The organism is Acinetobacter sp. YH12106, assembly GCF_013418995.1.
GTDB classification, from domain to species: Bacteria; Pseudomonadota; Gammaproteobacteria; order Pseudomonadales; family Moraxellaceae; genus Acinetobacter; species Acinetobacter pseudolwoffii.
In genome coordinates, this window is the sequence record NZ_VPAV01000002.1 from 15,266 (window position 1) to 41,217 (window position 25,952).

At 44.0% G+C, this 25,952-nt stretch carries 25 protein-coding genes and 1 riboswitch; of the genes, 7 read left to right on the forward strand and 18 right to left on the reverse strand.

Features of this window, described 5'->3' with window-relative positions; genetic code table 11:
* Positions 1-4 precede the first annotated feature (4 nt).
* Genes proC through ppx form a run of 4 tightly spaced genes read right to left on the reverse strand, consistent with a single transcriptional unit; the run spans position 5 to position 4,535 of the window.
* Positions 5-844, reverse strand: a complete 840-nt coding sequence (gene proC, locus FTU45_RS02480) for a pyrroline-5-carboxylate reductase (RefSeq protein ID WP_005095818.1) — start codon at positions 842-844, stop codon at positions 5-7.
* A 2-nt stretch (positions 845-846) separates the two neighbouring features.
* Positions 847-2,223 (reverse strand): tRNA lysidine(34) synthetase TilS, encoded by a 1,377-nt coding sequence (tilS, locus tag FTU45_RS02485; protein ID WP_100534577.1) that lies wholly within the window; start codon positions 2,221-2,223, stop codon positions 847-849.
* Positions 2,160-2,984 carry an acetyl-CoA carboxylase carboxyltransferase subunit alpha gene (locus FTU45_RS02490; RefSeq protein WP_005095813.1) on the reverse strand — a complete coding sequence of 275 codons (825 nt, stop codon included), beginning with the start codon at positions 2,982-2,984 and terminating at the stop codon, positions 2,160-2,162. Before FTU45_RS02490 ends, tilS begins: the two co-directional genes overlap by 64 nt.
* Before the next feature lie 30 nt (positions 2,985-3,014).
* Positions 3,015-4,535: an exopolyphosphatase gene (gene ppx, locus FTU45_RS02495; protein WP_074384073.1), complete on the reverse strand. Its 1,521-nt coding sequence runs from the start codon at positions 4,533-4,535 to the stop codon at positions 3,015-3,017.
* 260 nt (positions 4,536-4,795) lie between these two features.
* Here ppx and trxA point away from each other — a divergent pair, with 260 nt between their 5' ends.
* The 3 genes from trxA to FTU45_RS02510 all read left to right on the forward strand — a co-directional run bounded on the left by trxA (position 4,796) and on the right by FTU45_RS02510 (position 7,406).
* A complete protein-coding gene (trxA, locus tag FTU45_RS02500; RefSeq protein WP_004278266.1) occupies positions 4,796-5,122 on the forward strand; it encodes a thioredoxin in 327 nt (108 codons plus the stop codon).
* A gap of 322 nt (positions 5,123-5,444) precedes the next feature.
* A complete protein-coding gene (gene rho, locus FTU45_RS02505) occupies positions 5,445-6,713 on the forward strand; it encodes a transcription termination factor Rho (RefSeq protein ID WP_005095808.1) in 1,269 nt (422 codons plus the stop codon).
* Between the two features lie 402 nt (positions 6,714-7,115).
* Positions 7,116-7,406: a hypothetical protein gene (locus tag FTU45_RS02510; protein ID WP_180040483.1), complete on the forward strand. Its 291-nt coding sequence runs from the start codon at positions 7,116-7,118 to the stop codon at positions 7,404-7,406.
* Positions 7,407-7,508: 102 nt separating this feature from the next.
* Here FTU45_RS02510 and FTU45_RS02515 read toward each other — a convergent pair whose 3' ends face one another.
* The 3 genes from FTU45_RS02515 to pheS all read right to left on the reverse strand — a co-directional run bounded on the left by FTU45_RS02515 (position 7,509) and on the right by pheS (position 11,301).
* Positions 7,509-7,805, reverse strand: a complete 297-nt coding sequence (locus FTU45_RS02515) for an integration host factor subunit alpha (protein ID WP_004783565.1) — start codon at positions 7,803-7,805, stop codon at positions 7,509-7,511.
* Positions 7,802-10,183, reverse strand: a complete 2,382-nt coding sequence (gene pheT / locus FTU45_RS02520) for a phenylalanine--tRNA ligase subunit beta (protein WP_180075863.1) — start codon at positions 10,181-10,183, stop codon at positions 7,802-7,804. Before pheT ends, FTU45_RS02515 begins: the two co-directional genes overlap by 4 nt.
* Before the next feature lie 137 nt (positions 10,184-10,320).
* Complete coding sequence (gene pheS, locus FTU45_RS02525; RefSeq protein WP_005095803.1) at positions 10,321-11,301, reverse strand: phenylalanine--tRNA ligase subunit alpha; 981 nt, start codon at positions 11,299-11,301, stop codon at positions 10,321-10,323.
* Positions 11,302-11,459: 158 nt separating this feature from the next.
* On the opposite strand from pheS, the gene FTU45_RS02530 reads away from it, so the two are divergent.
* Entirely contained in the window at positions 11,460-12,482 is a 1,023-nt protein-coding gene (locus FTU45_RS02530; protein ID WP_100355716.1) for a hypothetical protein, read from the forward strand.
* Between the two features lie 454 nt (positions 12,483-12,936).
* On the opposite strand, the gene rplT is transcribed toward FTU45_RS02530, so the two are convergent.
* From rplT to FTU45_RS02555, 5 genes are all read right to left on the reverse strand, one after another.
* On the reverse strand, positions 12,937-13,296 hold the full coding sequence (rplT, locus tag FTU45_RS02535) for a 50S ribosomal protein L20 (protein WP_005095799.1): 360 nt from the start codon (positions 13,294-13,296) through the stop codon (positions 12,937-12,939).
* 11 nt (positions 13,297-13,307) lie between these two features.
* Positions 13,308-13,502: a 50S ribosomal protein L35 gene (gene rpmI / locus FTU45_RS02540; protein ID WP_004278281.1), complete on the reverse strand. Its 195-nt coding sequence runs from the start codon at positions 13,500-13,502 to the stop codon at positions 13,308-13,310.
* Between the two features lie 196 nt (positions 13,503-13,698).
* The gene (locus FTU45_RS02545; RefSeq protein ID WP_005095796.1) at positions 13,699-14,121 is read right to left on the reverse strand and encodes a YqaA family protein; all 423 of its coding nucleotides are present in this window, start codon (positions 14,119-14,121) and stop codon (positions 13,699-13,701) included.
* Positions 14,122-14,128: 7 nt separating this feature from the next.
* Entirely contained in the window at positions 14,129-14,419 is a 291-nt protein-coding gene (locus tag FTU45_RS02550) for a hypothetical protein (protein WP_005095794.1), read from the reverse strand.
* A gap of 74 nt (positions 14,420-14,493) precedes the next feature.
* Positions 14,494-15,114: a glutathione binding-like protein gene (locus tag FTU45_RS02555; protein WP_005095793.1), complete on the reverse strand. Its 621-nt coding sequence runs from the start codon at positions 15,112-15,114 to the stop codon at positions 14,494-14,496.
* 281 nt (positions 15,115-15,395) lie between these two features.
* Here FTU45_RS02555 and FTU45_RS02560 point away from each other — a divergent pair, with 281 nt between their 5' ends.
* Both FTU45_RS02560 and FTU45_RS02565 read left to right on the forward strand, forming a co-directional pair.
* The gene (locus FTU45_RS02560) at positions 15,396-15,851 is read left to right on the forward strand and encodes an Hsp20 family protein (RefSeq protein WP_005095791.1); all 456 of its coding nucleotides are present in this window, start codon (positions 15,396-15,398) and stop codon (positions 15,849-15,851) included.
* Between the two features lie 103 nt (positions 15,852-15,954).
* A complete protein-coding gene (locus tag FTU45_RS02565; protein ID WP_180075864.1) occupies positions 15,955-16,506 on the forward strand; it encodes a hypothetical protein in 552 nt (183 codons plus the stop codon).
* A gap of 43 nt (positions 16,507-16,549) precedes the next feature.
* On the opposite strand, the gene infC is transcribed toward FTU45_RS02565, so the two are convergent.
* The 4 genes from infC to FTU45_RS02585 form a co-directional block, all read right to left on the reverse strand.
* On the reverse strand, positions 16,550-17,047 hold the full coding sequence (gene infC / locus FTU45_RS02570) for a translation initiation factor IF-3 (RefSeq protein WP_004647518.1): 498 nt from the start codon (positions 17,045-17,047) through the stop codon (positions 16,550-16,552).
* 59 nt (positions 17,048-17,106) lie between these two features.
* A complete protein-coding gene (thrS, locus tag FTU45_RS02575; RefSeq protein WP_005095787.1) occupies positions 17,107-19,029 on the reverse strand; it encodes a threonine--tRNA ligase in 1,923 nt (640 codons plus the stop codon).
* 224 nt (positions 19,030-19,253) lie between these two features.
* Positions 19,254-20,423, reverse strand: a complete 1,170-nt coding sequence (locus FTU45_RS02580) for an alanine racemase (protein ID WP_180001466.1) — start codon at positions 20,421-20,423, stop codon at positions 19,254-19,256.
* Positions 20,424-20,435: 12 nt separating this feature from the next.
* Positions 20,436-21,719, reverse strand: a complete 1,284-nt coding sequence (locus tag FTU45_RS02585) for a D-arabinono-1,4-lactone oxidase (protein ID WP_180075865.1) — start codon at positions 21,717-21,719, stop codon at positions 20,436-20,438.
* Positions 21,720-21,952: 233 nt separating this feature from the next.
* Here FTU45_RS02585 and FTU45_RS02590 point away from each other — a divergent pair, with 233 nt between their 5' ends.
* On the forward strand, positions 21,953-23,593 hold the full coding sequence (locus FTU45_RS02590) for an acyl-CoA synthetase (RefSeq protein WP_005095781.1): 1,641 nt from the start codon (positions 21,953-21,955) through the stop codon (positions 23,591-23,593).
* A gap of 122 nt (positions 23,594-23,715) precedes the next feature.
* On the opposite strand, the gene trpB is transcribed toward FTU45_RS02590, so the two are convergent.
* Both trpB and FTU45_RS02600 read right to left on the reverse strand, forming a co-directional pair.
* Positions 23,716-24,960 carry a tryptophan synthase subunit beta gene (gene trpB / locus FTU45_RS02595; protein ID WP_005095779.1) on the reverse strand — a complete coding sequence of 415 codons (1,245 nt, stop codon included), beginning with the start codon at positions 24,958-24,960 and terminating at the stop codon, positions 23,716-23,718.
* Complete coding sequence (locus FTU45_RS02600; protein ID WP_180075866.1) at positions 24,941-25,585, reverse strand: phosphoribosylanthranilate isomerase; 645 nt, start codon at positions 25,583-25,585, stop codon at positions 24,941-24,943. Before FTU45_RS02600 ends, trpB begins: the two co-directional genes overlap by 20 nt.
* Before the next feature lie 144 nt (positions 25,586-25,729).
* Positions 25,730-25,942: riboswitch (cobalamin riboswitch) on the forward strand.
* Positions 25,943-25,952: the final 10 nt, after the last annotated feature.

The following is a 25,952-nucleotide window of genomic DNA, read 5'->3' on the forward strand; positions in this document are numbered from 1 at the left end:
AAAATTAAACTGAAGATTTGCTGCTTTCACTGAGCTCTTGTGCCAGTTCTTGACTGCGTTTTTGTGCAGCGGCAAGTGCGGCCTGAATATTTTGAGAAATCTGGGCGCGATCGAAGACTTCAAGGGCTGCCTGTGTCGTTCCATTTGGAGAGGTCACATTTTTACGCAGCTCGGCTGGGGTGTTCGAACTGGTGATCGCCATTTGTGCCGCACCTAAAGCCGTTTGCAAGGTCAGCGCCGTAGCCACTTTTTCATCCAGCCCTAAATTTTTGCCCGCACGAATCATACTTTCCATCATATAGAAAAAGTAAGCCGGCCCCGAACCCGATACAGCAGTCACCGCATCAATTTGCGCTTCTGAATTCACCCAAATGGTCAAGCCCGTAGAGGCTAAAACCTGACTGGCCAAATCACGGTCACTATTTTCTACATCTTCATGGGCGTATAGACCATGCGCCCCGGTTTGTACCAAGGCTGGCGTATTCGGCATGACCCGTACAATACGCGCTGTCCCCAATAAGCTTGCCAATGTCGCTATTTCCGCACCGGCAACAATGGAAATAATCAGCTTATCATTGACCAGACCTTTTAAAGGCTGTAACACTTGTGCCAAAACTTGAGGCTTTACCGCAAACACCACAATATCTGCATCCTGAATTGCAGCGCTATTATCATCGGTCACATTGATTTCTTTTTCCGCAAGTAAGGCACGGACTTGTTCGACCGGATCAGAAACTGTAATACGTGTTGTTGGCAAACCACGCGAAATCAGGCCGCCAATTAAGGCTTGGGCCATATTACCGCCACCAATAAAACTAATATTACAATTTAAAGCTGCACTCATGTTTAATGCTCGTTGTTGAGTTCTAAAGTTGAAGAAACCGAAATCGGCAGCCATCCCCCTGCTTCACAATATGCAGATTGGGCCAACCAAAATCCTTTAGGGGTAAACACGCCTAGCATAACATTATCTGTGCTTAATATTTGAATAGTATGCCGAACCCAAGGAAATATTTGCGCTTCCTGAATGGCTTTTTTCAGCGGCCAGGCGCCAACACGACCATAGAGATGGATCTTTTCACCCCCCTGACGCTGCTGCAAGTATAAGGGCTGCTGCAATAATGCTGTGGATAAACCCACCTTTGCAGATTCAATGACATATTTTCCGGACAAGACCTGCACATGATCTTTTAACGCAATTTTCAAGGTTTTTAGGCCAGTTTGAAGCTGTTGCTGCTCGGCCAAATAAACCTCTTCTGTCAAACGATATAGTTGCTGCTGATAGCGTACATAGTAATAATCTTTCCAGTGTAAGGCCGCCTGCGCATCGGGTTTGGCATGAATTACCTCGCGTTGCAGACGCTCGACCATATCTAAAGAGGGGCGATACTGCGCTTCGCCTTTCATCCAGGCGGAGAGTAACTGGCGTTGCCGTGATCTTGACAGTTGTAGAAGTTTAGACAAATCAAGTTGCGTATCGGTTCCACACGCCTGTAAATCTTGTTGTAATACTTCTTGCAAAATTTCCTGGGCATCTTGCATCAGTTCACTGGTGCGTACCAGCGCAGACTGCATTTTCGGATAACGTTCACTCAAAACTGGCCACAAGGTCTGGCGTGCCCAGGCCCGGTCATAATGGGTATCAGCATTGCTCGGATCTTCAATATTTTGAATATTTAAGTGTTTTGCCCATTGGCAAATCTGCTCACGGGAAATATCCAGCAGTGGCCGCCAAATGGTGAGATTTTCACGTACATCAACCTGTTTCATGGCCGCCAAACCATCCACGCCAGCACCAGACAATAAACGTAGCATTAAGGTTTCTGCCTGATCCTGTTGATGATGCGCCAACACCAGAATTTCATCCGTTTGCAAATGTTGTAAATAAGCCTGATAACGGCAATGACGCGCTTGCTGTTCCAGATTGCCATTTTCGACCCGAACCGGCTGGATGATGCAGGGAATACTCAGTTGCTGGCATCGATCAGCCACAAACTTACCCCAATCTGCACTGAAAACTTGTAATTGATGATCGACATAAATCGCCCGAACTTTTTCCGGGCATAAAAAAAACATCAGATGCAGTAGCAGCATAGAATCCACGCCGCCACTGCACCCGATGAGAAATTTTGTCTCTGCAGGAAAGCCCTGCAGCTGTTTTAAGAAACCAGACCTAAATTGTCGCTGCCAAACTTCATTAAACGTTGGTAACGTGCTTCGCATCGTGCTTGCGCTTCCATTGGTTGCAGTTCATTCAAAGCTTCTTTTAACACTGCTTTCAAGCTGTTCATGACATGATCCGGATTTAAATGAGCGCCCTCACCTTCATCCACCACATATTCTACAATGCCCATTTTCTGCAATTTTTCTGCAGTCAGCGCCAAGGCTTCACTGGCCTGTTCGGCTTTTTCGGCAGTTTTCCAAAGAATCGATGCACAGCCTTCAGGTGAAATCACTGAATAGATACTGTGAGACAGCATCACCACACGGTCTGCCACACCAATACCCAGTGCGCCACCTGAACCGCCTTCACCGAGTACAGTTGCAATCACCGGTACTTTCAAATTAGAAAGCTGCGCCAGACTGGTGGCAATGGCTTCAGCCTGACCACGTTCTTCTGCACCAACACCAGGATAAGCACCCATGGTATCAATAAAAGTGAAGACTGGCAGATTAAAACGTTCAGCCATGTCTAACAGACGCTGCGCCTTACGATAACCCTCAGGATTACTCATGCCAAAATTGTGCTGTAATTTTTCACGGGTACTACGACCACGATGCTGACCGACGATCATCACCGGTTGACCATCAAAACGCGCCAGACCACCAATCATCGCACCATCATCACCATATAGGCGGTCACCATGTAAAGCATCAAATTCAGTGAATATTTCACCCACATAGTCCAGAAATTGTGGACGTTCCGGATGACGTGCAATCTGCACTGTCGCCCATGCTTTTGATGGAGTCGCTTTATTTTTCATAGGTTAACCGTTTTCATCCCTATAAAGGTATTAATTAACAAACTGTTCGGATTGAATCGAGAGTTCAATCTCCCAATTTTTAAATTGCTGCTGTTCATCATGCAGTTCAGCAACCAGCAATGGCCATTGTCGGGCATCACCAGACACGCTGAGCTGCCATTGTTGCGCATTTTCAACCTTAAGTTCAATGGCAGGAAGCATCTCATCACTACGACTGTGATTGACCAAAACCGACAGACGAAGCAGCAAACATAACCATAAAAGTTTCGATCCACCGACTTTCATCACATCATGCTTGGCATCAACGCGCAATTTGCGGCGATGGTGTGCGACCAAATGTGACAAATGATTTTGGTCGACTTGTGAGAAACCGGCAATATCCGAGTGTTGTAATAAATAGGCACCATGACGATGATAACCACTATGGCTGATCGCCAAACCAATCTCATGCAGATAGGCAGCACGACGTAACAGATCGCTATCCTCTATCGTCAGGCCCAGTTCATGTTCCACGTCATTAAACAGTTTTTGTGCAGTCTGGACCACACGCTCGGCCTGTTTGGCATCGGCATTATAACGACCAATCAGGGCATGTACGGAACGATCACGGATATCTTCATGCTTGAAACGGCCAAGCAAGTCATACATCACGCCTTCACGCAGCGCACCATCCGAATAAACCAGATGATTAATTCCGAGCACATCAAACACAGCATAGAGAATGGCAATCCCAGCCGGCAATACCGCGCGGCGGTCTTCTTTGAGACCTTCGAATTCCATATCCGAGACATATTTATATTTGAGCAGTTTGTCTTTGAGTTTTTCCAGGCCTTCACGGGTGAGCTGTTCTTTGTCATTGCTCCAGCCCATATTGATACAAATCTGACGACAGGCCTTGATCGTGCCACTGGAACCGACCACCGCATCCCAGCCGGCTTCTTTATAGGTATTGGCAATTCCGGAGATTTCTTTACGCGCCGCAGTAACCGCTTTATCAAAAGCTTTGGCACTGATCTCACCATCCTGAAAATAAGCCTTGGTAAAGGCGACACAGCCCATCTGCACCGATTCAGTATGAATCGGCTCGAACTCTTCACCAATAATCAGTTCAGTCGAACCGCCACCGATGTCAACCACCAGACGACGACCACTGTTGGCCATGGTATGCGAAACCCCGAGATAAATCAGACGGGCTTCTTCACGGCCGGCAATAATTTCGATTGGTTTGGGTAGAATTTCTGCAGCTTTTTGAATAAATTCATGCCCATTTTTGGCTTGACGCAAGGCATTGGTCGCCACAATCCGTAAACGATTTGGCTGAACTGCACCTAAACGTCCGACAAAACGTGCCAGACAGGCCAAACCCCGTTGCTGTGCAGCTTCGGTTAAATTTTTATTTTCATCGAGTCCGGCGGCAAGCTGAACTTTTTCTGACATTGATGCCACTTTTTTAACTTCGCCATGATCTACACGTGCGATGGCCAAATGAAAGCTATTTGATCCCATATCGATGGCGGCAAGTAATTCTTCATCAATCAAAAAGTCAGACATTCCGGAAATAAACCTTTAACGAATTGTGCTTAGAGTAATTCACATGCATGCAATTTAAAAGCCATTTGTAGCGACAATTTGATGCATGATTCTTTTTTATATGGAGAACAATAGTGAGACACGATCATCACTATCGTGATCATCCATTAGACAAAATAACATTAAGCATTGAAAATTTACAGATTCCCCTACATTGTTAAAGATGGCTATGTAATACTAATAATTAGTTATCTTTAAAATATTAATCTGGAGCACATTCCATGTCTGGCAACATCGTAAACACTACTGACGCAAACTTCGAAGCAGACGTTCTTCAATCAGACGTACCTGTACTGGTCGACTTCTGGGCGGGCTGGTGTGCACCATGTAAAGCAATTGCACCCGTACTAGAAGTGCTTGCTGATGAATACCAGGGCAAAGTTAAAATCGTGAAAGTTGACGTAACTTCTTGCGAACAAACTGCCGTAAATTTCAACATCCGTAATATCCCGGCTTTGTTGATGTTCAAAAATGGTGAAGTTGTTGCAACTCAAGTGGGTGCTGCGCCAAAATCTAAACTGACTGCGTTTATTGATGACAATATCTAAGCCCAGCATTTTCAGTAAAAAATACGCGACTGACAATCGCGTATTTTTTTCGGCTATAAATTGACAAAGCCGACATTTTCTCTTATATTTGCTACTCAAGAGATAAAGGATCTTAAATCCTGCCAATTTCTTACAAGACACATTACATAAGATGCCGCTCGGCAATAGAAATTGTTTTTCACATTTTTCTTTGAAACACTCAAACAGATCTCTGAATTGTTCTTTTGCAAATTCAATTGCTTTCGTTTGAATGCTTGTATGCGGCCGAATGTTACTCCCTTTCTAACCTGTACCTCAGAACTTTGATTCTATCTGACCACCTATGAATTTAACCGAACTCAAGAAAAAACCGATTGGCGAACTCATCAAGATTGCCGAGTTTATGGGCCTTGAAGGTATGGCTCGTAACCGCAAGCAAGACATTATTTTTGCCATCTTAAAACGTCATGCAATGAATGGCGAAGAGATTTTTGGTGATGGCGTTCTAGAAATTTTGTCAGATGGTTTTGGCTTTTTACGCTCAGCCGCAGGTTCTTATTTAGCAGGCCCTGACGATATCTATGTCAGTCCTTCTCAAATTCGTCGTTTTAACCTACGTACTGGCGACACCATTACTGGCACTATTCGTCCACCAAAAGAAGGCGAACGTTATTTTGCCTTACTTAAAGTTAATCAGATTAACTACGACACCCCTGAAAATTCACGTAATAAAATCTTATTCGAAAACTTGACCCCATTGTTCCCGACTGAACAGCTGGTGATGGAACTCGGTAATGGTACCACTGAAGATTTAACCACACGTGTGATCGACTTGGTGGCACCGATTGGTAAAGGTCAACGTTCAATCATTGTGGCACCACCAAAAGCCGGTAAAACCATGTTGCTGCAAAGTATTGCGCAATCGATTGTTCGTAATAACCCAGAAGCTATTCTGATTGTGCTTCTCATTGATGAACGTCCAGAAGAAGTCACCGAAATGGAACGTACCGTTCGCGGTGAAGTGGTTGCGTCGACCTTTGATGAATCACCTGCACGTCATGTTCAAGTCGCTGAAATGGTGATTGAAAAAGCCAAACGTCTGGTTGAGCACAAAAAAGATGTGGTGATTCTACTGGATTCGATTACCCGTCTGGCACGTGCGTATAACACGGTGATTCCTTCATCAGGCAAGGTTTTGACCGGTGGTGTAGATGCGCATGCATTAGAACGTCCTAAACGTTTCTTCGGTGCTGCACGTAATATTGAAGAAGGTGGTTCACTCACCATTATCTCTACTGCCCTGATTGAAACAGGCAGCAAGATGGATGAAGTGATCTACGAAGAATTCAAAGGTACAGGCAACCAGGAAATTACTCTGGATCGCCGTATTGCTGAAAAACGTGTCTTCCCTGCGATGAATATCAAGAAATCTGGTACTCGCCGTGAAGAACGCCTGATGTCAGAAGACAATCTGCGCAAAGTCTGGATTCTGCGTAAGCTGCTGCATACTCAAGATGAATTGGCAGCGATGGAGTTCTTACTGGATCGTATGAAAGAAACCAAGACCAATGATGACTTCTTTGATCAGATGAAACGCAAAGCCTCGAATTAAAATTTCAAATGAAAGGTCACCTAAGCGGTGGCCTTTTTTTAGGTTGACATAAATTACACAATGAAACAATCGAGCCTCATTTATGTAAACTTATTTTTAAGTTTTTGATTAATAAAATAATCAAATTAAAAATTGTATAACTTTTAAAAACTTAACAAGCCTTTCTCCAATCTAAATGTTTCATTCCATTGTTATTTTCTGTTAAAAACTTATGATTTTTTAGCATTTTTCAGTACTTTTTTGAGTCTTGCTAGTAGCAATTAAAAAGGCGCAGTGATAGCATATTTGCAGACCAGTTAGACTGCTCCTGCGTTGTTAGTCCCTAACACAATTAGGAACAATAAAAGCACTTAACAGACTAACTTAGGTTTTTTTTAATCTCAATTTTTAGAGAGTGATGCCATGTTATTCAAAAAAATCGCTATTGCTGCTGCAGTTGCTACTACTCTAGCTTTCGTTGGTTGTGCTAAAAAAGCTGACGACGCTGCTGCTGACGCTAACCAAGCTGCATCTGAAGCTGTAGAAGCTGCTTCTGAAGCTGAAGCTGCTGCTGACGCTGCTGCTGTAGAAGCTACTTCTGAAGTTGCTGTTGCTGAAGCTGACGCTGCTGTTGCTGAAGCTGACGCTGCTGCTGCTGTTGCTGTTGACGCTGCTGCTGACGCTACTGCTGCTTCTGAAGCTGCTGCTCAATAATCTTTTAGATTATTCAGTACAAAAAAAGAGAGCCTTGAGCTCTCTTTTTTTTATTTTAAAAACTGAAATTTAGAAAAATAACAGAATTTAAAAAAAAGCAGATCAGTTGATCTGCTCATTTCCCACACGTTGACGGAACTTCTGTCCCGCACGGAAGGTCACCACACGGCGTGCAGAAATCGGAATTTCTTCACCCGTTTTAGGATTACGGCCTGGACGTTGACGCTTATCACGCAACTCGAAGTTACCAAAACCCGAAAGTTTTACTTGTTCGCCTGAGATCAGCGCTTGGCTAATCTCATCGAAAAACAACTCAACCATTTGTTTTGCTTCACGACGGTTTAAACTCGTGAGCTCACTTAAATGATCAGCCATTTCTGCTTTAGTTAGTGCTGTCATGAAGCCCTCAATGTCGCTTGGTAAGTGTTTTCTAACACTTGAAGGATATTATCCATACCTGATTTAATTTCAGCATCTTCCAGTGTACGGCTTGGATGCTGCCAGAGAAGTGCAAATGCCAGTGAGCGTTTCCCTTCTTCTACTCCTTGTCCAGTGTACACATCGAATAACCACGTCGAGTCTAAAAGTTCCCCACCTGTTTTTTCGATAAGTCCCTGAATTTCGCTAACATTAATCTTATCACTAATTAAAAGCGCAATATCACGTCGAACCGATGGAAAACGTGATAATTCTGTAAAATTAGATACATAAGTTTGCAAAACAGCCGTTTGATCCAATTCTGCCACCCAAGTCGTTGCCAGATCAAGCTCGTCTTCCAGAGAAGGATGTAGACGCCCTAGGTAACCAATTGATTGACCATTCACGAGAATTTCTGCGGATTGACCTGGGTGTAACCAGCTACGCTCTGAACGTACATATTCTACTTTGACACGGCCGGCAGCCAGAATTTCTTCTACATCACCTTTAAAGTCAAAGAAGTCCATTGCAGCAGGTTTAGCATGCCAAGATTCAACATGACGTGAACCGGTTGCAATCAGCGCAAAGGTTGGAATCTGTTTTAAATCATGAATGCTGCTGGCTTCCTGATAGTCAAAACGTAAACCCAGTTCAAAGAAGCGTACACGGCTTTGCTGACGATTAACATTGTACTGAACACAAGGGATCAGACTAGACAACAAGGTAGAACGCATGACAGCCAAATCACTTGAAATTGGATTTGCTAATGCTAATGGATTCACACTGGAATTAAGTTGCTTTTCAAGCTTCAAGTCAGCGAAGCTAAAACTGATCGCCTCTTGATAGCCTAAAGTCACCGCCGTTTGACGGAGTTGACCCAGTTCAAACTGATCCTGGTATTTTGCCAACTTCACATCAATCACAGGCAGACTGATTTGAATGTTGTCATAGCCATGAATACGTGCAACTTCTTCAATCAAATCCTGATAAATCACCATATCATAACGATGTGATGGCGGAACTACAGACCATTCGCCTTCTGCTTTTACCATCACCGTACAACCAAGGCGTGTCAAGGCATCAGTAATAAAATCGCTTTCAACTTTATAACCTAATAACTGATCGACTTGAGCTTGGTTTAATTCAATCGCATCACGTTTTGGCAAAAGTTCAGCTTTTTCCGCCACGGTGATTGGTCCAAATTCACCGCCAGCCAGCTCAGAAATAAGCTGAGATGCACGGTGCATTGCAATTAATGGCAATTCAAAGTCCACACCACGTTCATAACGTTGTGAGGCATCCGTATGTAAACCAAAGCTACGGGCACGACCGGCAATATGTAATGGTGCGAAGAAAGCAGATTCCAGGAAAATTTCAGTGGTTGCATCACTGACTGCTGAAGACAGGCCACCCATGATACCGGCAATCGCCAATGCTTTTTCGTCATCCGCAATCACCATCACGTTGTCAGAAAGCTCAACGTCTTGCTCGTTTAAAAGCACAAGTTTTTCGTCCGCAGTGGCTTGACGTACATGGACTGCGCCTTGCACTTTAGCAGCATCAAATGCATGTAGCGGTTGACCCAGCTCCATCAAGACATAGTTGGTAATATCGACCAGAATACTGTGCTGACGAATACCTGAACGTGCTAATGCGCGTTCCATCCATACAGGAGTCGCTGCCTTGGTATTGACGTTTTTGATCACACGACCTAAGTAACGTGGACAGCCTTCAGTGCTGACTACAACCTGCTTTTCATCAGCAATGGTTGCAGTCACTTCTTTAATTTCAGGCGCAGTCACTGGCAATTGGTTAATCACACCAATTTCACGTGCGATCCCGCGAATGCTGAAACAGTCACCACGGTTCGGCGTGATACTGATGTCAATCACATTGTCATCAAGATCCAGATATTCACGAATGTTGACACCCACAGCTGCGTCGTCTGGTAGCTCTAACAGACCGTCAATTTTATCTTCGAGATCAATCTCAGAAGCGCCGCACAGCATCCCTTGAGACTCCATACCACGTAGCTTGCCTTTCTTGATTTTGAAATCACCCGGCAATACCGCACCAATGGTTGCTACAGGCGCTTTCATGCCTGCACGTACGTTTGGCGCGCCACAGACGATTTGTAATGGCTCAGCTGTACCGATATTCACAGTGGTCACACGTAAACGGTCTGCATCCGGATGCTGTTCTACTGTCAGAACTTCACCAACCACTACGCCTGTAAATGCTTTTGCTGCAGGAGCAAGTTCATCAACTTCAAGACCCAACATGGTCAATTGATCAGAAAGCTTGTCGCTATCGATGGCTGGGTTGACCCATGTGCGTAGCCAATTTTCGCTAATTTTCATTGATATAAAACCTGTAATTCAAATCTCTAGAATCCCCCTCTGACTCCCCCTTTTTCTAAGGGGGAGAACCCCATTTATTTCGTGGAGTACCTCTCCTTTCTTAAAGGAGAGGTTAGGAGAGGATTAAATAAAAAGTTTTAAGCAAACTGGCGTAAGAAACGCACATCATTCTGGAAGAACATACGTAAGTCGTTCACACCGTAGCGCAACATCGCAAAACGTTCTACGCCCAGTCCGAAAGCAAAGCCTTTGTATTTCTCAGGGTCAATGCCGGCAGCTTGTAGCACATTTGGATGCACCATACCGCAGCCCAAAACTTCTAACCAGCGACCGCGTTCATCCATGATATCCACTTCAGCACTCGGCTCAGTGAACGGGAAATAAGATGGACGGAAGCGTACTTTCAAATCTTTTTCGAAGAATTCATTCAGCAGGTTAATCAACAAACCTTTCAGTTCTGCGAAGCTGGTATTTTCAGCCACATACAAACCTTCGATCTGATGGAACATTGGCGAATGGGTTTGATCCGAGTCACAACGATAGACACGGCCCGGACACACGATCTGGATCGGTGGCTGTTGTGTTTCCATCGTACGGATCTGTACACCAGACGTATGCGTACGTAGCAAATGATTTACATCGAAGTAAAAGGTGTCATGCATGGCACGCGCCGGGTGATGCCCCGGAATATTCAGCGCTTCAAAGTTATGATAGTCATCTTCAACTTCAGGACCAGTGGCCACCGTAAAACCGGCTTTGGTAAAGAACTGACAAATACGCTCTTGTACCTGGGTCACAGGGTGGATACTGCCCACCTGTTGACCACGACCTGGCAAGGTAATATCAATGGTTTCGCTTGCCAATTTTTGTTCTAACGCCGCTTTATGCAGTTCAGCTTGACGTGATGTTAATGCAGCGGTAATGGCTTCACGCACAGCATGGATTTGTGCACCGAAGACTTTACGTTGTTCAGGATCCATTTTACCAAGCGACTTAGATTGTTCCGCGAGCTGGCTTTTTTTCCCCGTAAATTGCACTCGTACTTGATCAAGTGCAGCAAGGTCTTCTGCTGCTGCAATCGCAGCGAGCGCTTCAGTGGTCAGGGCTTCCAGTGACATAGTAACTCTCAAAGCAACAGGTTAAAAAATATTTTAAAACCCCACATTCTAACAGTTTTTAGACACTTTGATGAAGATACGTTTTAAGGAAAATTAGATTGGCATGATTAAATATAAAAAGTATAAGATAAACACAATATCAATCAGATCAAATCACTATGGCACTCGATCAAATTTGGAAACAGCAGCTGACCTTGGTCACTTATGGCAATGAGTATCTGACTCAGGACCTGAGTTTCAATCGTTGGATTCAACATTCCATTTTTAATCAGCATCAGTTTGCCTTCCGGGATCTGATGTCACAGCACCTATTGGCCCAGCATTTTCAGATTTGGCTGGAAGGACTGAAAAAACAAGGGGTTCGCCGACTGAGCTTGCATCGCTCGGATTTACTGGTTGATGAAAAAAATCCGAATGCCAATGTCGAGCTGCTACCTCTGGCGCATTTTATCGTCAGCCATGGTGCCAAAGCCAAAACTGCCTGGATTATTGGCAAAGAATTGCCGGAATGGTATAGCGCAGACAATGATTACGAAGCGCCTAAATCGCAGCAATCCCCTTTACGTCATGAAACATTCTGGTGTTATGAGCTGAATCCCAAACTGGCCAAGCGTATTGACACAGATCTGGAAGCACCGAACTGGGATGATATCCAGGCTTATACCAATTATGAGTTATTTGAAAGCAGCCTAGCTCAAGATTTTATAGAACCGGCGTATACCAATCTTCCATACTACGGCACGATACCGGCAATTCAGGCAGATACAGAAAGTCATTTGGCCGTGATTCCGACCGACTATTCAGCTGATTATGCGCATCAGACTTTATACCGGCTAGATGCCTTAAATGAGTTTATTCAAACTAAAATTCAACATCCCTATACGTCAGATGGTGAAGTCCTGAGCCCAGATCAGCAGCTCAATTTACGCCACTTTTCACAAAAAATTGATGATTTAAGTGCCAAATTCATCAGCAAAGTTGCCAACCACTATAAAACTGCACAGCTCACCCCAAAAGTTGCGCCTGACCCATTTGTGGGTATGAGTACCGAACACCGTTCGCCCAAAATATCTAAAGCGGAAAAACCTCAAAATCCGGGCAAATCTAATTCTGCAAATGTACTGACCTTGATTGTGATTACCGTGATTATCTGTCTGATTGGCTACTATTTTGGTCTTTAAGATTTCAGCAAGAAAATATTAACTTCTTGGATAAAACTTAGCCGAATCCAGTGGATATGTCGATATTCGACAGCAGAGATGAGCTTGAAATAATGCTGTCGGTTTTCGCGATGAGTTTTGATCATCCATCAAACAATTGAATCTCGACTCAACTAGGGTTTGATATTTTTTCGATTATTTGAATTTAACCGCAATTATTTTTTACTCAGCGCTCGAGATAATGCTCTTTTTATTGATCAGTAAAGATGGGAATAAAAGGTTAAATTCAAGCAGATTACAGTATTAGTTTCAGCCCATTTTTCTGAAATAGTATCGATGTCGTTATTCGCAAACTTAACTTTTTTAGTCTGATCGATGGGCGACCATATTTCACGAAAATCGCGCATTAGCTATTTCCCATTTTTCAGGCAAAAAAAGACCGCCAAATGGCGGTCTTTTTTCAAGTCATAAAGACTTATGCAGCCAACGCATCTTTTGCTTTTTGAGCAATCGCAGCAAACGCAACTGCGTCATGCATAGCGATGTCAGCAAGAACGCGACGGTCAATGATTACTTGAGCTTTTTTCAAGCCAGAAATCATGCGGCTGTATGACAAACCGTTTTGACGTGCACCAGCATTGATACGTGCAATCCACAAAGCGCGGAATTGACGTTTCTTCTGACGACGGTCACGGTATGCATATTGACCAGCTTTGATTACCGCCTGGAACGCTACGCGGTAAACGCGTGAACGAGCACCATAGTAACCTTTAGCGCGAGCAAGAATTTTTTTGTGACGGCGATGAGCCTGTACACCACGTTTTACACGAGCCATTTATAATCTCCTTAGATGTACGGGCACATACGACGAACTGAAGCAACGTCACTTACGTGAACCATTACACAGCCGCGCAATTGACGAATACGCTTAGCAGATTTTTTGGTCAAAATGTGGCGTTTGAACGCTTGTTTACGCTTAAAACCGTTAGCAGTCGCTTTAAAGCGTTTAGCTGCACCACGGCGAGTTTTCATCTTAGGCATAACAACCTCTTTTGAACACCTGTTCGGCTCGTTTGCACCATTACAAAACGACCTGCAGGTAAGGGAGCGAGTATTCTAAAGCATCTTTGTTTAAAACAAAAGCATCTTCATCCAATAAGCGAATTTAAACAGGATGATTTTATAATTTCACTTTAAAAATAGTGCGCAAAACGGAATCAGAAAAATCGCTTCAGGTTTAGAACAGGGCAAAAGCCGCATAAATAAACAGATAACGTCCAATTTTCGCCAGGCTGACAATGAGCAAAAATCGGGCAAAGTTTTCTTTCAGTAGTCCTGCAATTAAAGTAATTGGATCTCCAATAATAGGCACCCAGCTCAGCAGCAAAGACCAATAGCCATATTTCTGATATATCATTTGTGCCTTGAGCATCTTGTCTTCTGACACTGGAAACCATTTTTTATTTTTATAATGCTCGATTTTAAGCCCCAGATACCAGTTGACACAGGAACCCAGAATATTCCCCAGACTGGCCACCGCAATTAACAGTGCCACACTATGGCTTGCCTGTACCAAAAGACCAAGCAGCACAGCTTCAGACTGTAAAGGCAGTAATGTCGCTGCACCGAAGGCTGATAGAAAGAGCAGAAACAGGCTCATGCCAGTATTAATGGCTTAAACGCAGTTTTTTCTTGGCTTTGCTATATTCCCAGCTGGACCACAGTACTGCTGCCACCATTGCCATGATCCGTCCCCATTTATACTGCTGGGTAATGGGTTCAATCGCTGCACGCAAAATCTGCTGATCTTTGGTATTGAGAGCAGCAATTACCTGATCAATATGTACAATTTCAGCAATATAAAGCACTAAACATGCAGCAATACCGAAGAGAATACTCCAGTAAATTCGGGTATTGCTTTCAACAATCTTGGTAAAATTCAGAAGAAAATCGTTCATATATCCATCCAATAAAAAACCACCTTAAGGGTGGCTTTATTTATTTAAGGCTATTTTAGCATAAAGGCTGCAGCTTAACTGACCTGTATAGCAAGCGCTTTCTGAACCGCAGGACGTGCATTCAAGCGATCGATATATTTAGCCACTTCAGGATAATCTGCCAGATTAATCTGCTGCCAGTCGTGTCGCAACAACCACGGGAATATCGCCATATCAGCAATCGAATATTCACCAGCCACATAATCCTGCCCGACCAGCTGCTTGTTTAACACGCCATACAGACGTTTGCTTTCATTGACATAACGCTCGGTGGCATAGGCGATACGTTCAGGCGCAAAACGGCTAAAGTGATGATTTTGCCCAAGCATCGGGCCTAGTCCACCCATTTGCCACATCAGCCATTGTTCTACCTGAATACGTTTGATTTCATCTGTCGGATAGAACATGCCGGTTTTACGACCTAAATACTGCAAAATCGCACCCGATTCAAAGATTGAAATCGGCTGGCCATCTGGCCCTTCCTGATCGACAATCGCCGGAATTTTATTGTTAGGAGAAATAGCCAGAAAGTCAGACTGGAACTGATCATTTTCCAGAATATTAATCGGAAAAATTTGATACTTCAGCCCCATTTCTTCCAAAGCAATGCTAATTTTATGGCCGTTGGGGGTGCCCCAATAATATAAATCGATCATTTTTTTAATACTCCCTGCACTTTATCTATGCCATGATGCATTCAACATAGAGGATTCAGCCAGAAACAACAAGCCTGTATTTCAAAAATATTTTTATATAAATATCATTATCTTAATAAAAATTCATGTATTTTTTTATTTTTTATCTTGAAAATTTTTACAGCAGACACATATTTATTTGTGCATAAGGATTGCGTCAATCTTATGTACTGTCGATGTCTGACATGACAGATCTTATTTTCTTGTTTTTATAACTTTGCTTAATCGAGAAGGTTCTAATCATGAGCAACTTAAATCTTCATCCTCTGTTTCGTCGTAGTATCGGTTTTGATCGCTTGAATGACTTTATTGACTATGCCATGCAAAGTGATGCGCCGAATTATCCCCCGTATAATATCGAAAAGCATGGCGAAAATAATTATCGGATTGTGGTCGCAACTGCGGGTTTCCGTCAAGAAGAACTCGACATTCGTCTGGAAAATAAGTTACTGACCATTTTAGGTAAGCCTGAAAACCAGAGCAATGACCATACCGAATTCTTGCACAAAGGCATTGCACGACGTACATTTAAATTGTCTTTGCGTCTGGATGAATATATTGAAGTACAACAGGCAGATTATGAAAATGGTCTATTGATCATTGACTTGCAACGTATCATTCCAGAAGAGAAATTGCCGCGCCAAATTCCGATTGGCAATAAACTGCTGATCGAAAATGATGAAAAATCAGTTGAATAAGCTGGATTTGACTTAAAAGAAGGGCCCAAAAGGGCCTTTCTTTTTAACTCCAGATTCTCTAAGCTCATTAAAACAATACGCTTTATGATCATAAAAATAAGCTATGAACGCGTCAGAAAAAATCCTGTTTCATCAGAGTAGTCCGATCATGCGCGCTATTGGATATTTACTACTCTGTTATCCTGTTGGCATATTCAGCATTTTTTATTTAAGCAGTCTGCGTAGCAATTCCAGCTTTCTGCAAGGATTGTTATTTTTATGGCAAGAGTCGCCTGGCTTTTATGTTTATATCGGCGGCTTTCTTGGTCTTTCGCTGCTCATGCTGGGAACCAAACTAAAAATAACGTCTCAGGCAATTTATTATACTTTGGCCGGTTTCCGGATCAGCCTCTGCTTAAAACGGCACTCGGTACACTATAGCTTTCTGAATCCTCGATACGATTCTCTCAAAGCACATCTCAAGCGCTGGCTGAGTAGAACTCCAGCGCATCTCATCAGTCAACGCGATGGCACGCTAGATTTTAGATTATGCCAGCCTGGTCTGATCAACCAAATCTGTCTCGGGTTTTTCCGGATTCAATTGTCAATGTTTTCCCGGCAACAGGCTCAACAGATTATGCAGGCCATACAAACTGCTTGGAATTTTAGGGCATAAAAAAAGCCCTGCATCTGCAGGGCTTTGTTCGCTTCATGAGTGCTTACTTTTTCTTTTTAGGACCAAGCAGCATACCCATTTGACGGCCTTCCATTTTCGGCATCTGTTCAACAGTACCGAATTCAGCCACGTCAGCTTCAATTTTTTGCAATTGAGCCAGACCCAACTGTTGGTGCGCCATTTCACGGCCACGGAAACGAAGGGTGATTTTCACCTTGTTACCTTCTTCAAGGAACTTGATGATTGCACGTAGTTTTACGTTGTAATCACCAACATCAGTACCCGGGCGTAGCTTGATTTCTTTCACCTGGACTTGATGTTGTTTTTTCTTCGCTTCTTTCTGCTTTTGCTTAAGATCAAACAAATGCTTGTTGAAGTCCATGATCTTACATACTGGTGGCTCAGCATTGGCTACGATCTCGACAAGATCAAGTTCCACACTTTCTGCTGCGCGCAGGGCTTCAGCTAAGCTTACAATCCCTTTTTGCTCACCATTTTCGTCTACAAGACGGACTTCTTTCGCACGAATTTCATCATTCAAGGCAGGACGGTTTGATTTGTTACCGCCCTGTTGATTACGGTCAGGCTGTTTAATCGCTGTTACTCCACAATGTACCGGCCGCGTTCGGCAACGGCTGCTTTTACTAGGTCAACGAAAGCATCGATTGACATAGTACCCAAATTTTTTCCTGAGCGGGTACGGACGTTTACTGTACCTTCTTCAACTTCACGGTCCCCAAGTACCAGTAAGTAAGGAATACGCTCTAAAGTACGTTCACGAATCTTAAAGCCGATTTTCTCATTTCTCAAGTCAGAAATTGCACGAATACCGTTTTCTTTAAGTTTTGCGACAACTGACTCACATGCTTCTGCCTGAGAATCGGTAATATTCATCACACACGCTTGCATCGGCGCCAACCAAGGTGGCATGAAACCTGCGTAGTGTTCAATCAGTATACCAATAAAACGTTCAAAACTGCCAAGAATTGCACGATGTAACATTACTGGCTGATCGCGGTCGTTATCTTCTGTGACATAAGACGCATCTAAACGTTCTGGCAAGTTAAAGTCACACTGAATGGTACCACACTGCCAGACACGCCCCAGACAGTCTTTCAGAGAGAATTCAATCTTTGGACCATAGAATGCACCCTCGCCCGGCTGAAGCTCCCATTCAAGACCCGCAGCATCTAAAGCATCTGCTAAAGATTTTTCAGCCATATCCCAAAGTTTGTCATCACCGACACGTTTTTCAGGACGTGTTGATAATTTCATTTGTACTTCTTCGAAGCCAAAATCTTTGTATACGTCGAGTGTCAATTTGATAAAGTCTGCAACTTCAGGCCCAATCTGTTCTTTGGTACAGAAGATATGCGCATCATCTTGGGTAAAGCCACGTACACGCATAATGCCGTGTAAAGAACCTGATGGCTCGTTACGGTGACATGAACCAAATTCTGCCAGACGTACCGGAAGATCACGGTATGATTTTAAACCCTGGTTGAACACTTGTACGTGACAAGGACAGTTCATTGGTTTAACCGCGTAGTTACGGTTTTCAGAATGCGTGGTGAACATGTTGTCTGCATAGTTGGCAGCATGTCCTGATTTTTCCCACAGCGTGAAATCAACCACTTGCGGGGTACGGATTTCTTCATAGCCGTTGTCTTGCTGAACTTTACGCATGTATTGTTCAAGTACCTGGTAAATGGTCCAGCCGTTCGGATGCCAGAACACCATACCCGGTGCTTCTTCTTGCATATGGAACAAGTCTAGCGCTTTACCAATTTTACGGTGATCGCGTTTTTCTGCTTCTTCAATACGTTTTACATAAGCTGCAAGCTGTTTCTTGTCTGCCCACGCTGTACCATAAATACGTTGTAATTGTTCGTTTTTCGCATCACCGCGCCAGTAAGCGCCCGAGATTTTAGTCAGCTTGAACGATTTTAAGAATTTGGTATTTGGAACGTGCGGACCACGGCACATATCCAAGTAATCTTGATGGTAGTACAAGCCCATTTGTGTTTCTTCAGGCATGTCGTTGATCAAGCGTAATTTGTATTCTTCGCCACGCGCTGTGAATTCTGCAATCACTTCGTCACGCGGGGTCATTTTTTTCACAACATCATAGTCTTGATCGATGAGCTTTTTCATACGCTCTTCGATGGCTGCCATGTCGTCTAATGTGAATGGACGTGGCATCCAGATGTCATAGTAGAAACCTTCTTCAATGACCGGACCAATGACCATCTTTGCTTCTGGGAACAGTTGCTTAACCGCATGACCCACCAAATGCGCGCAAGAGTGACGAATAATTTCGACACCGGCTTCGTCTTTAGGCGTAATAATTTGTAAGGTTGCATCTTCAGTGATGAGATCAGACGCATCCACTAAACGGTCGTTTACACGACCAGCAACGGTATTTTTTGCAAGACCAGGACCAATGCTGAGTGCAACGTCCATCACAGATACGGCTTGATCAAACTGTTTTTGATCGCCATTTGGCAAAGTGATAATTGGCATAAGAAATCCTTAAGGAGTGATGCCCCGTACCATGGAGCATGTCACCGCGAGATTATGATCGAGGAAAACCTCAAAAGATAAAAACGGTGGATAAATAAAATCGATTCGAATTTTACACGGCTTGGCCGCATGATTAAACCTTTTCCCCAATAAAAATCAGATTTACCCCCAAATCTTTCCCTGATCTTTAAAGACTTAGGCTCATCTCTTAATTCAAAATGTGGTTATTCCCGGAAAGTCTGCCACTCAATAAATGTTCTCTCACGATAAACATAGAGCTGGGCAAATTGCGGAATGATGGCTTCACTTTGTGTCGGCCTTAAAAACACATAATCATCGACATGAATATTGCATTGCCTAGGTACCTGAAGCATTTCCTGATTACTACTGCGACCATACAACAGATGCGGCCGGCTTTTTTCAGGATAAATATAATCTGCCTGCCAATAGCCACCATAGATAAACAGTGCTTTATGCCGATGCGGCAAATGATTCAGCATTTCCAGACCCGGAATCTGGCTATAAGACAATACCTTTAAAATCGGTGTGGCAATCCAGAGCGCACATTTTAAAACGGATAAATTGTCCAGATCGAAGTCACTGGGTTTGAGCAGCATCGAGCCAAAAGCCAGATCATTACAGACACTCTGCTGGCAGTGCTGCATAAAGGTCGGACTGCCACCACCGTTAAAACACAAATCTGCCCGCCATAAATCGGGGAATTGCTGCTGAATAGTATTTTTATATTGTTGATAAATCTGCTGCGATTGCTGATAACTTTTTTCGGGGCTTTTCAAAATATTCGGCAATTTGGCGACATGTGCATCATAGCCCATCAACCCTGAAAGCCTGAGAGCGTCGGGATATTGCTGAATGAGTTTGAGTAAGGCTATTAACTGTTGCTGACTACTCACCCCACCACGATGTAAGCCGACATCAATTTCAATATTGATATTTAACTGAAGATTAGATTCTTGAGCGAATTGCAGATATTGCTTCAAGCGCTTTATGTCATCGATCAGCCATTGAATATTGCTTTGATCATTTGCTTTATTTTGTTCAGGAACGTTTTGATAAAAACCTTGTACCGCATGAATTGGCATCGGTTTACCCAGCAAGATATCAGCCTGTTCAAATGCTCTCATCATTTCTAAAAGATGGGGTAAATGAAATACCATAAATCGTCGGGTATTCAGCTTTTCACTGGCCAGTTTGAGTAGCTGGATACTGGCTAGAGACTTCACCACCAGACGCGGCTTGAGCTGCGCAGGGATTTTTGCCTGTACAATCTCCAGATTCTGCTGATATTGAGCCAGATCCAGAATCAGTTGCGGTGTACCAGTTCCCTGCTGCTGCAAATCTCGGGTCAGTTGCTGAAAATACTTCGATTGCATAATTCGCTCCTGCTATTCAGACAAAAATAACTGCTGTAAATGCGGATTCAGCCATTTTTGCTGCGGATCCAGTTGCTGGCGCAATCTCATAAAATCATCCCATTTTGGGTAAAGATCACACAGCGAAGCGGCTGTCATGCTGTGCAACTTTCCCCAATGTGGCCGTCCCTGATACTTCTGAAAAATCGGCTCGACCAGATCGAAAATAGCTCGGCAATCCTGTTTATAAAACTGATGAATCGAAATCGAAACCGAATCACGCTGATAAAAAGGACTCAGCCAGATCTCATCGCCTTTGACATAACGGAATTCGATCGGGAAAAACATCGGCACATTCTGCTTCCTTAAGGTGGCTAAAACCTCCTGCAGACATTGCAAGCCGGAATCGACCGGAAGCTGATATTCCATTTCATTAAATCTGGTCTGACGCGGAGTCGGAAAAATCCGGGATGACCAATCTACATAACAACTCGGTTTAACAAAAACACTGAGCAGTTTTTGCAGATAAGGATTAGATGCAGGAATAAATCGGGTCAATTCAGAACACAAGCTCAATAACGCATCTTCAGATGGCCAGTTCTCCTGCCTTGGCTGAATTTCATCATCCGTTTCATCCAGGGTTTTTAGCATGACCTGATCGGCATGCAGAAATGCCCAAAATTCAATATGCCGGTGCTGATGTTTCCATTGATCGATATGCGCAAATACTTCTTTTAATGGACACAGCCGAATCTGTTCTTTTAATTTATAGCGCGGACGATTTTGCAGGGTAATTTTGGTCAATATCCCCAGACTACCTAACGCCACACGCCCCGCTTGAAATATCTCGGTATTCTGCTGATGATCACATTGCAACAGCTCTCCATCTGCAGTCAGCAATTCAAAACCGTCCACAAAAGCAGATAAACAGGGTAAATCGATGCCGGTGCCATGCGTTCCCGTGGAAATCGCTCCCGCCAGACTTTGCTGATCAATATCACCCTGATTGGGTAAAGCTTGATTGATCGGGGCAAGATATTCACCTAAATCATATAAACGCGTACCAGCGTGCACGGTACATTGAACTTTTGCCTCATCCAAAGCCACCACACCTTTTAAATGATCGAGATGAAGCAGCACATCATTGGTTTTAGCCAAAGCACTAAATGAATGCCCCGCACCTACTGCACGAATCTTTGCCTGTGACTTCACCAAACCTTGTAATTCGCTTATTTCTCTGGGCTGAAAAACTTGAGGAGCGCTGTGCTGACTCCCTGACCAGTTTCGCCAGACTGCATTCGCCTGTTGTATTTTCATTATTATTCTCTGGCTCATATTATTTTACTGACTCAATTAGAGTAAAATACCTAAAAAATCAAATATGGGAACCCACGGGTTCAAAAAAATCAAATAGGGCTAAATATTTTAATTAATATTCAATGACTTAAAATTTATATTAATTTACTCGACTAAAGCATAAATGCAAGATTTCGAAGAAGTGCATATCTTTTCAAAAGGATATGAAAATAACGATACAACGGAGTTTTACCATGGTTAGCGCATACGATGAATTACCGCGTACCCCCGCAAATTTTGTAGCCTTGTCACCTTTACGCTATCTAGATCGTGCAGCTTATATCTATCCGAATCAAAATGCGATTATTCATGGTCAGCGCCGCATTACCTGGCGTGAAAAATACAATCGCTGCCGTCAGTTTGCCAACCAACTCCAAAAATTAGGCATCGGTAAAAATGATACCGTGTCTGTCCTGCTGCCTAACGTCCCTGCCATGATTGAAGCGCACTTTGCTGTGCCAATGGCAGGTGCGGTACTCAATACCTTAAATACCCGTCTGGATGCCAAAACCCTTGCCTTTATGCTGGAGCATGCTGAAAGCAAAGTCTTACTGGTCGACCCTGAATTTACAGCGCTTGCGACCGAAGCACTGGCGCTGGTTTCACAAGAGATCTATGTGATTGATGTGGCCGATGCAGAGTTTGAAGGTGAAGACAGCCGTATTGGTCAAATCGAATATGAAGACTGGATTGCCCAAGGCGATGCAAATTTTGACTGGCATTTGCCTCAAGATGAATGGGATGCCATCAGCTTAAGTTACACCTCTGGCACCACGGGTAATCCGAAAGGTGTGGTCTATCATCACCGCGGTGCCTACATTAATGCCGCCAGTAATATCATTGCTTGTGGCATGATGCCGCGCGCGACCTATTTATGGACACTGCCACTGTTCCACTGTAATGGCTGGTGCTTTGCATGGACTATGGCGGCCAACGGCGGAACCAACGTCTGCCTGCGTAAAGTCGATGCCGAACTGATTTTCAAACTAATTGCTGAACATAAAGTCGATTACTTCTGTGGCGCACCGATTGTCCTGTCGATGCTGATCAATACGCCTGAAGAGAAAAAGACCAAAATTGACCATCGTGTCGAAGTCATGGTGGCGGGTGCTGCCCCGCCGGCTGCAATTATTGAAGGCATGCGTAATATCGGAATTAACGTCACACATGTCTATGGCTTGACTGAAACCTACGGCCCTTCTGCGCTCTGTGCATCACAGGCCGGCTGGAGTGATTTGTCTATTCAGGAACAGGCGCAATTGCATTCACGTCAGGGTGTGCCATATCCGCTACAAGATGGTATGAAAGTGCTTGATCCTGACACCATGCAGGAAGTTCCGCATGATGGTCAGACCATGGGTGAGATCATGTTCCGTGGCAATATCGTGATGAAAGGTTATTTGAAAAATCCGGAAGCGACCGCAGAAGCCTTTGCCGGTGGCTGGTTCCATACCGGCGATCTGGCCGTGTGTCAGCCTGATGGCTATGCCAAGATTACCGACCGATCTAAAGACGTGATTATTTCCGGAGGGGAAAATATTTCCTCGCTAGAAGTCGAAGAAGTGCTGTATCAGCATCCTGCCATTTTAACGGCAGCTGTTGTGGCCAAGCCGGATCCACGCTGGCAGGAAGTACCATGTGCCTTTGTAGAACTTAAAGCAGGACAAACTGCAACAGCGGAAGAGATTATGGAATTCTGCAAACAGCATCTGGCACGTTTTAAAGTGCCTAAAGATGTTGTGATTACCGAAATTCCAAAAACCTCGACCGGAAAATTGCAGAAATTTGTTTTACGCGAATGGGCCAAAGAACGCGCTGAAGGTGAGTTTTCTTAATTCCATACCAATGTGTTTTTTCAAAATCTACTCAATAAAAAATCGTGCCAAGTTTTCTTAGCACGATTTTTTTAACTTACTTTCTCCAAACCTATCCCATAGGAAGAGGCTGATCAGAACAGTTACATCTCAACCATTTCCACGCCATCAATACGTGCCACAGTCATCAAGTCTTTATCACCACGACCTGAAACCGTCGCAATAATGATTTGATCCTTGTCCATGGTCGGTGCAAGTTTAGACACATAAGCCATAGCATGTGCGCTTTCCAGCGCCGGAATAATGCCTTCAATCTTGGTTAAATCACGGAAACCCTGTAGGGCTTCATTGTCCGTGATCGGTACATAGTTCACACGTTCCATATCTTTCAGGAAGCTATGTTCTGGCCCCACACCCGGATAATCCAGACCGGCAGAAATTGAATGCGTTTCAATGATCTGACCTTCTTTATCCGACATCAGGTAAGTTCGGTTTCCATGCAGTACACCGACATGACCGGCATTCAATGGCGCTGAATGTTTACCGCTTTCAATACCCAAACCCGCGGCTTCTACACCGTACATTTGCACATCTTGATCGTTCAGGAATGGATAGAACAAGCCCATTGCATTGGAACCACCACCAACACAGGCTACCAAGGCATCAGGCAGACGACCAGCTTGCTCCTGAATCTGACGGCGTGCTTCACGGCCAATAATCGACTGGAAATCACGTACCAGCTGCGGATATGGATGTGGGCCTGCCACGGTACCAATCACATAGTAAGTTGAATCGACATTGGTTACCCAGTCACGCATGGCTTCGTTCATGGCATCTTTCAAGGTTTTAGAGCCACTTTGTACAGGCACAACTGTCGCACCAAGCAAACGCATACGGTACACGTTCATGGCCTGACGTTTGACATCTTCAGCGCCCATAAATACAACGCATTCAAGACCTAAACGTGCTGCAATTGTGGCAGTTGCTACACCATGCTGACCGGCACCTGTTTCGGCAATAATACGTTTTTTGCCTGACAATTTTGCAAGCAAGGCCTGACCAATAGTGTTGTTGACCTTATGCGAACCGGTATGGTTCAGGTCTTCACGTTTCAGATAAATTTGCGCACCACCCAACTCTTTCGACCATCGTTCAGCATGATATAAAGGACTCGGACGACCGACGTAAAACGCCAGATCACGGTCAAATTCTGCCAAAAACTGTGCATCATCTTTCATACGGAAGTAGAGCTTTTCCAAGTCTTCTAAAGCCGCCATGAGTGTTTCTGACACAAAACGTCCGCCATGAATACCGAAATGCCCGCGTTCATCCGGGAATTGGGTATAGTCAACTGCCTGACTGTTCTGGCTAGTACTTTGCTGATCCACGATGGACTCCTTGCATAAAGCGTTCTATGAGTTGTTGGTCTTTAATACCTTTTGCGGACTCGACACCGCCACTCACATCCACGGCATAGGCCTGTGTAGTGAGAATTGCCTGTTCGATATTGTCAGGATTTAAACCGCCTGCCAAGATCAAGGGAATATCAAGTTTGGGAAATGTCTCCCAATCGAAGCTGTGGCCCGTACCACCTTTCAGATCAGGATGCCATGCGTCTAACAACACTGCACTCGCGCCAGCATCTTGATAACCTTGAATTTCTGTAACTACGTCAAGATCAGGTTTGACCTGAATGGCCTTGTACCAGCGGCGTCCGACCTGTTGAGCGATTGTCTGACATTGTTCCGGCGTTTCATCACCATGGAATTGCACAATATCAAGATGAACCGTTTGCAAGATATCCTGAATCTCATTAGCTGAATGATTCACAAATAGTCCAACCACTTGCACATAAGGTGCAATGGCTTGAACCAGTTGAGCAGCTTGAGCGGCTGTAACAGCTCGGGGACTCGGTGGATAAAATACGAATCCTATCGCATCTGCACCTGCATTCACCACAGCATGAACATCTTCGACTCGGGTGATTCCACAAATTTTGGCACGGGTTCGCATATTATGTTGGCTCTAGATCTACCAATGTATTGAACAATCTATAAGATTGGGGCAAATCATTGTAATGCAAATTATCCGACTTGCGTGAAGTTCATCCGGATTATTCTCGATGCAGATTGTTTATAAGGCATACAAACTTTATACTGCGCCCATCTTGCAACGAGCCAAAGCAGCCTCCTGCTTTAGGGAAGCTGGTGTAAATCCAGCACTGCCCCCGCAACGGTAAAAATGAAACGTCTATCAAATAAACCGCTTCGGTTTACACCACTGCATCTTGATGTGGGAAGGTGGATAGACAGCAAAGCCTGTACTTTGCACATTTAAGTCCGGAAACCTGCTTGTTGTGTTCTATAACTCAATCATTCAC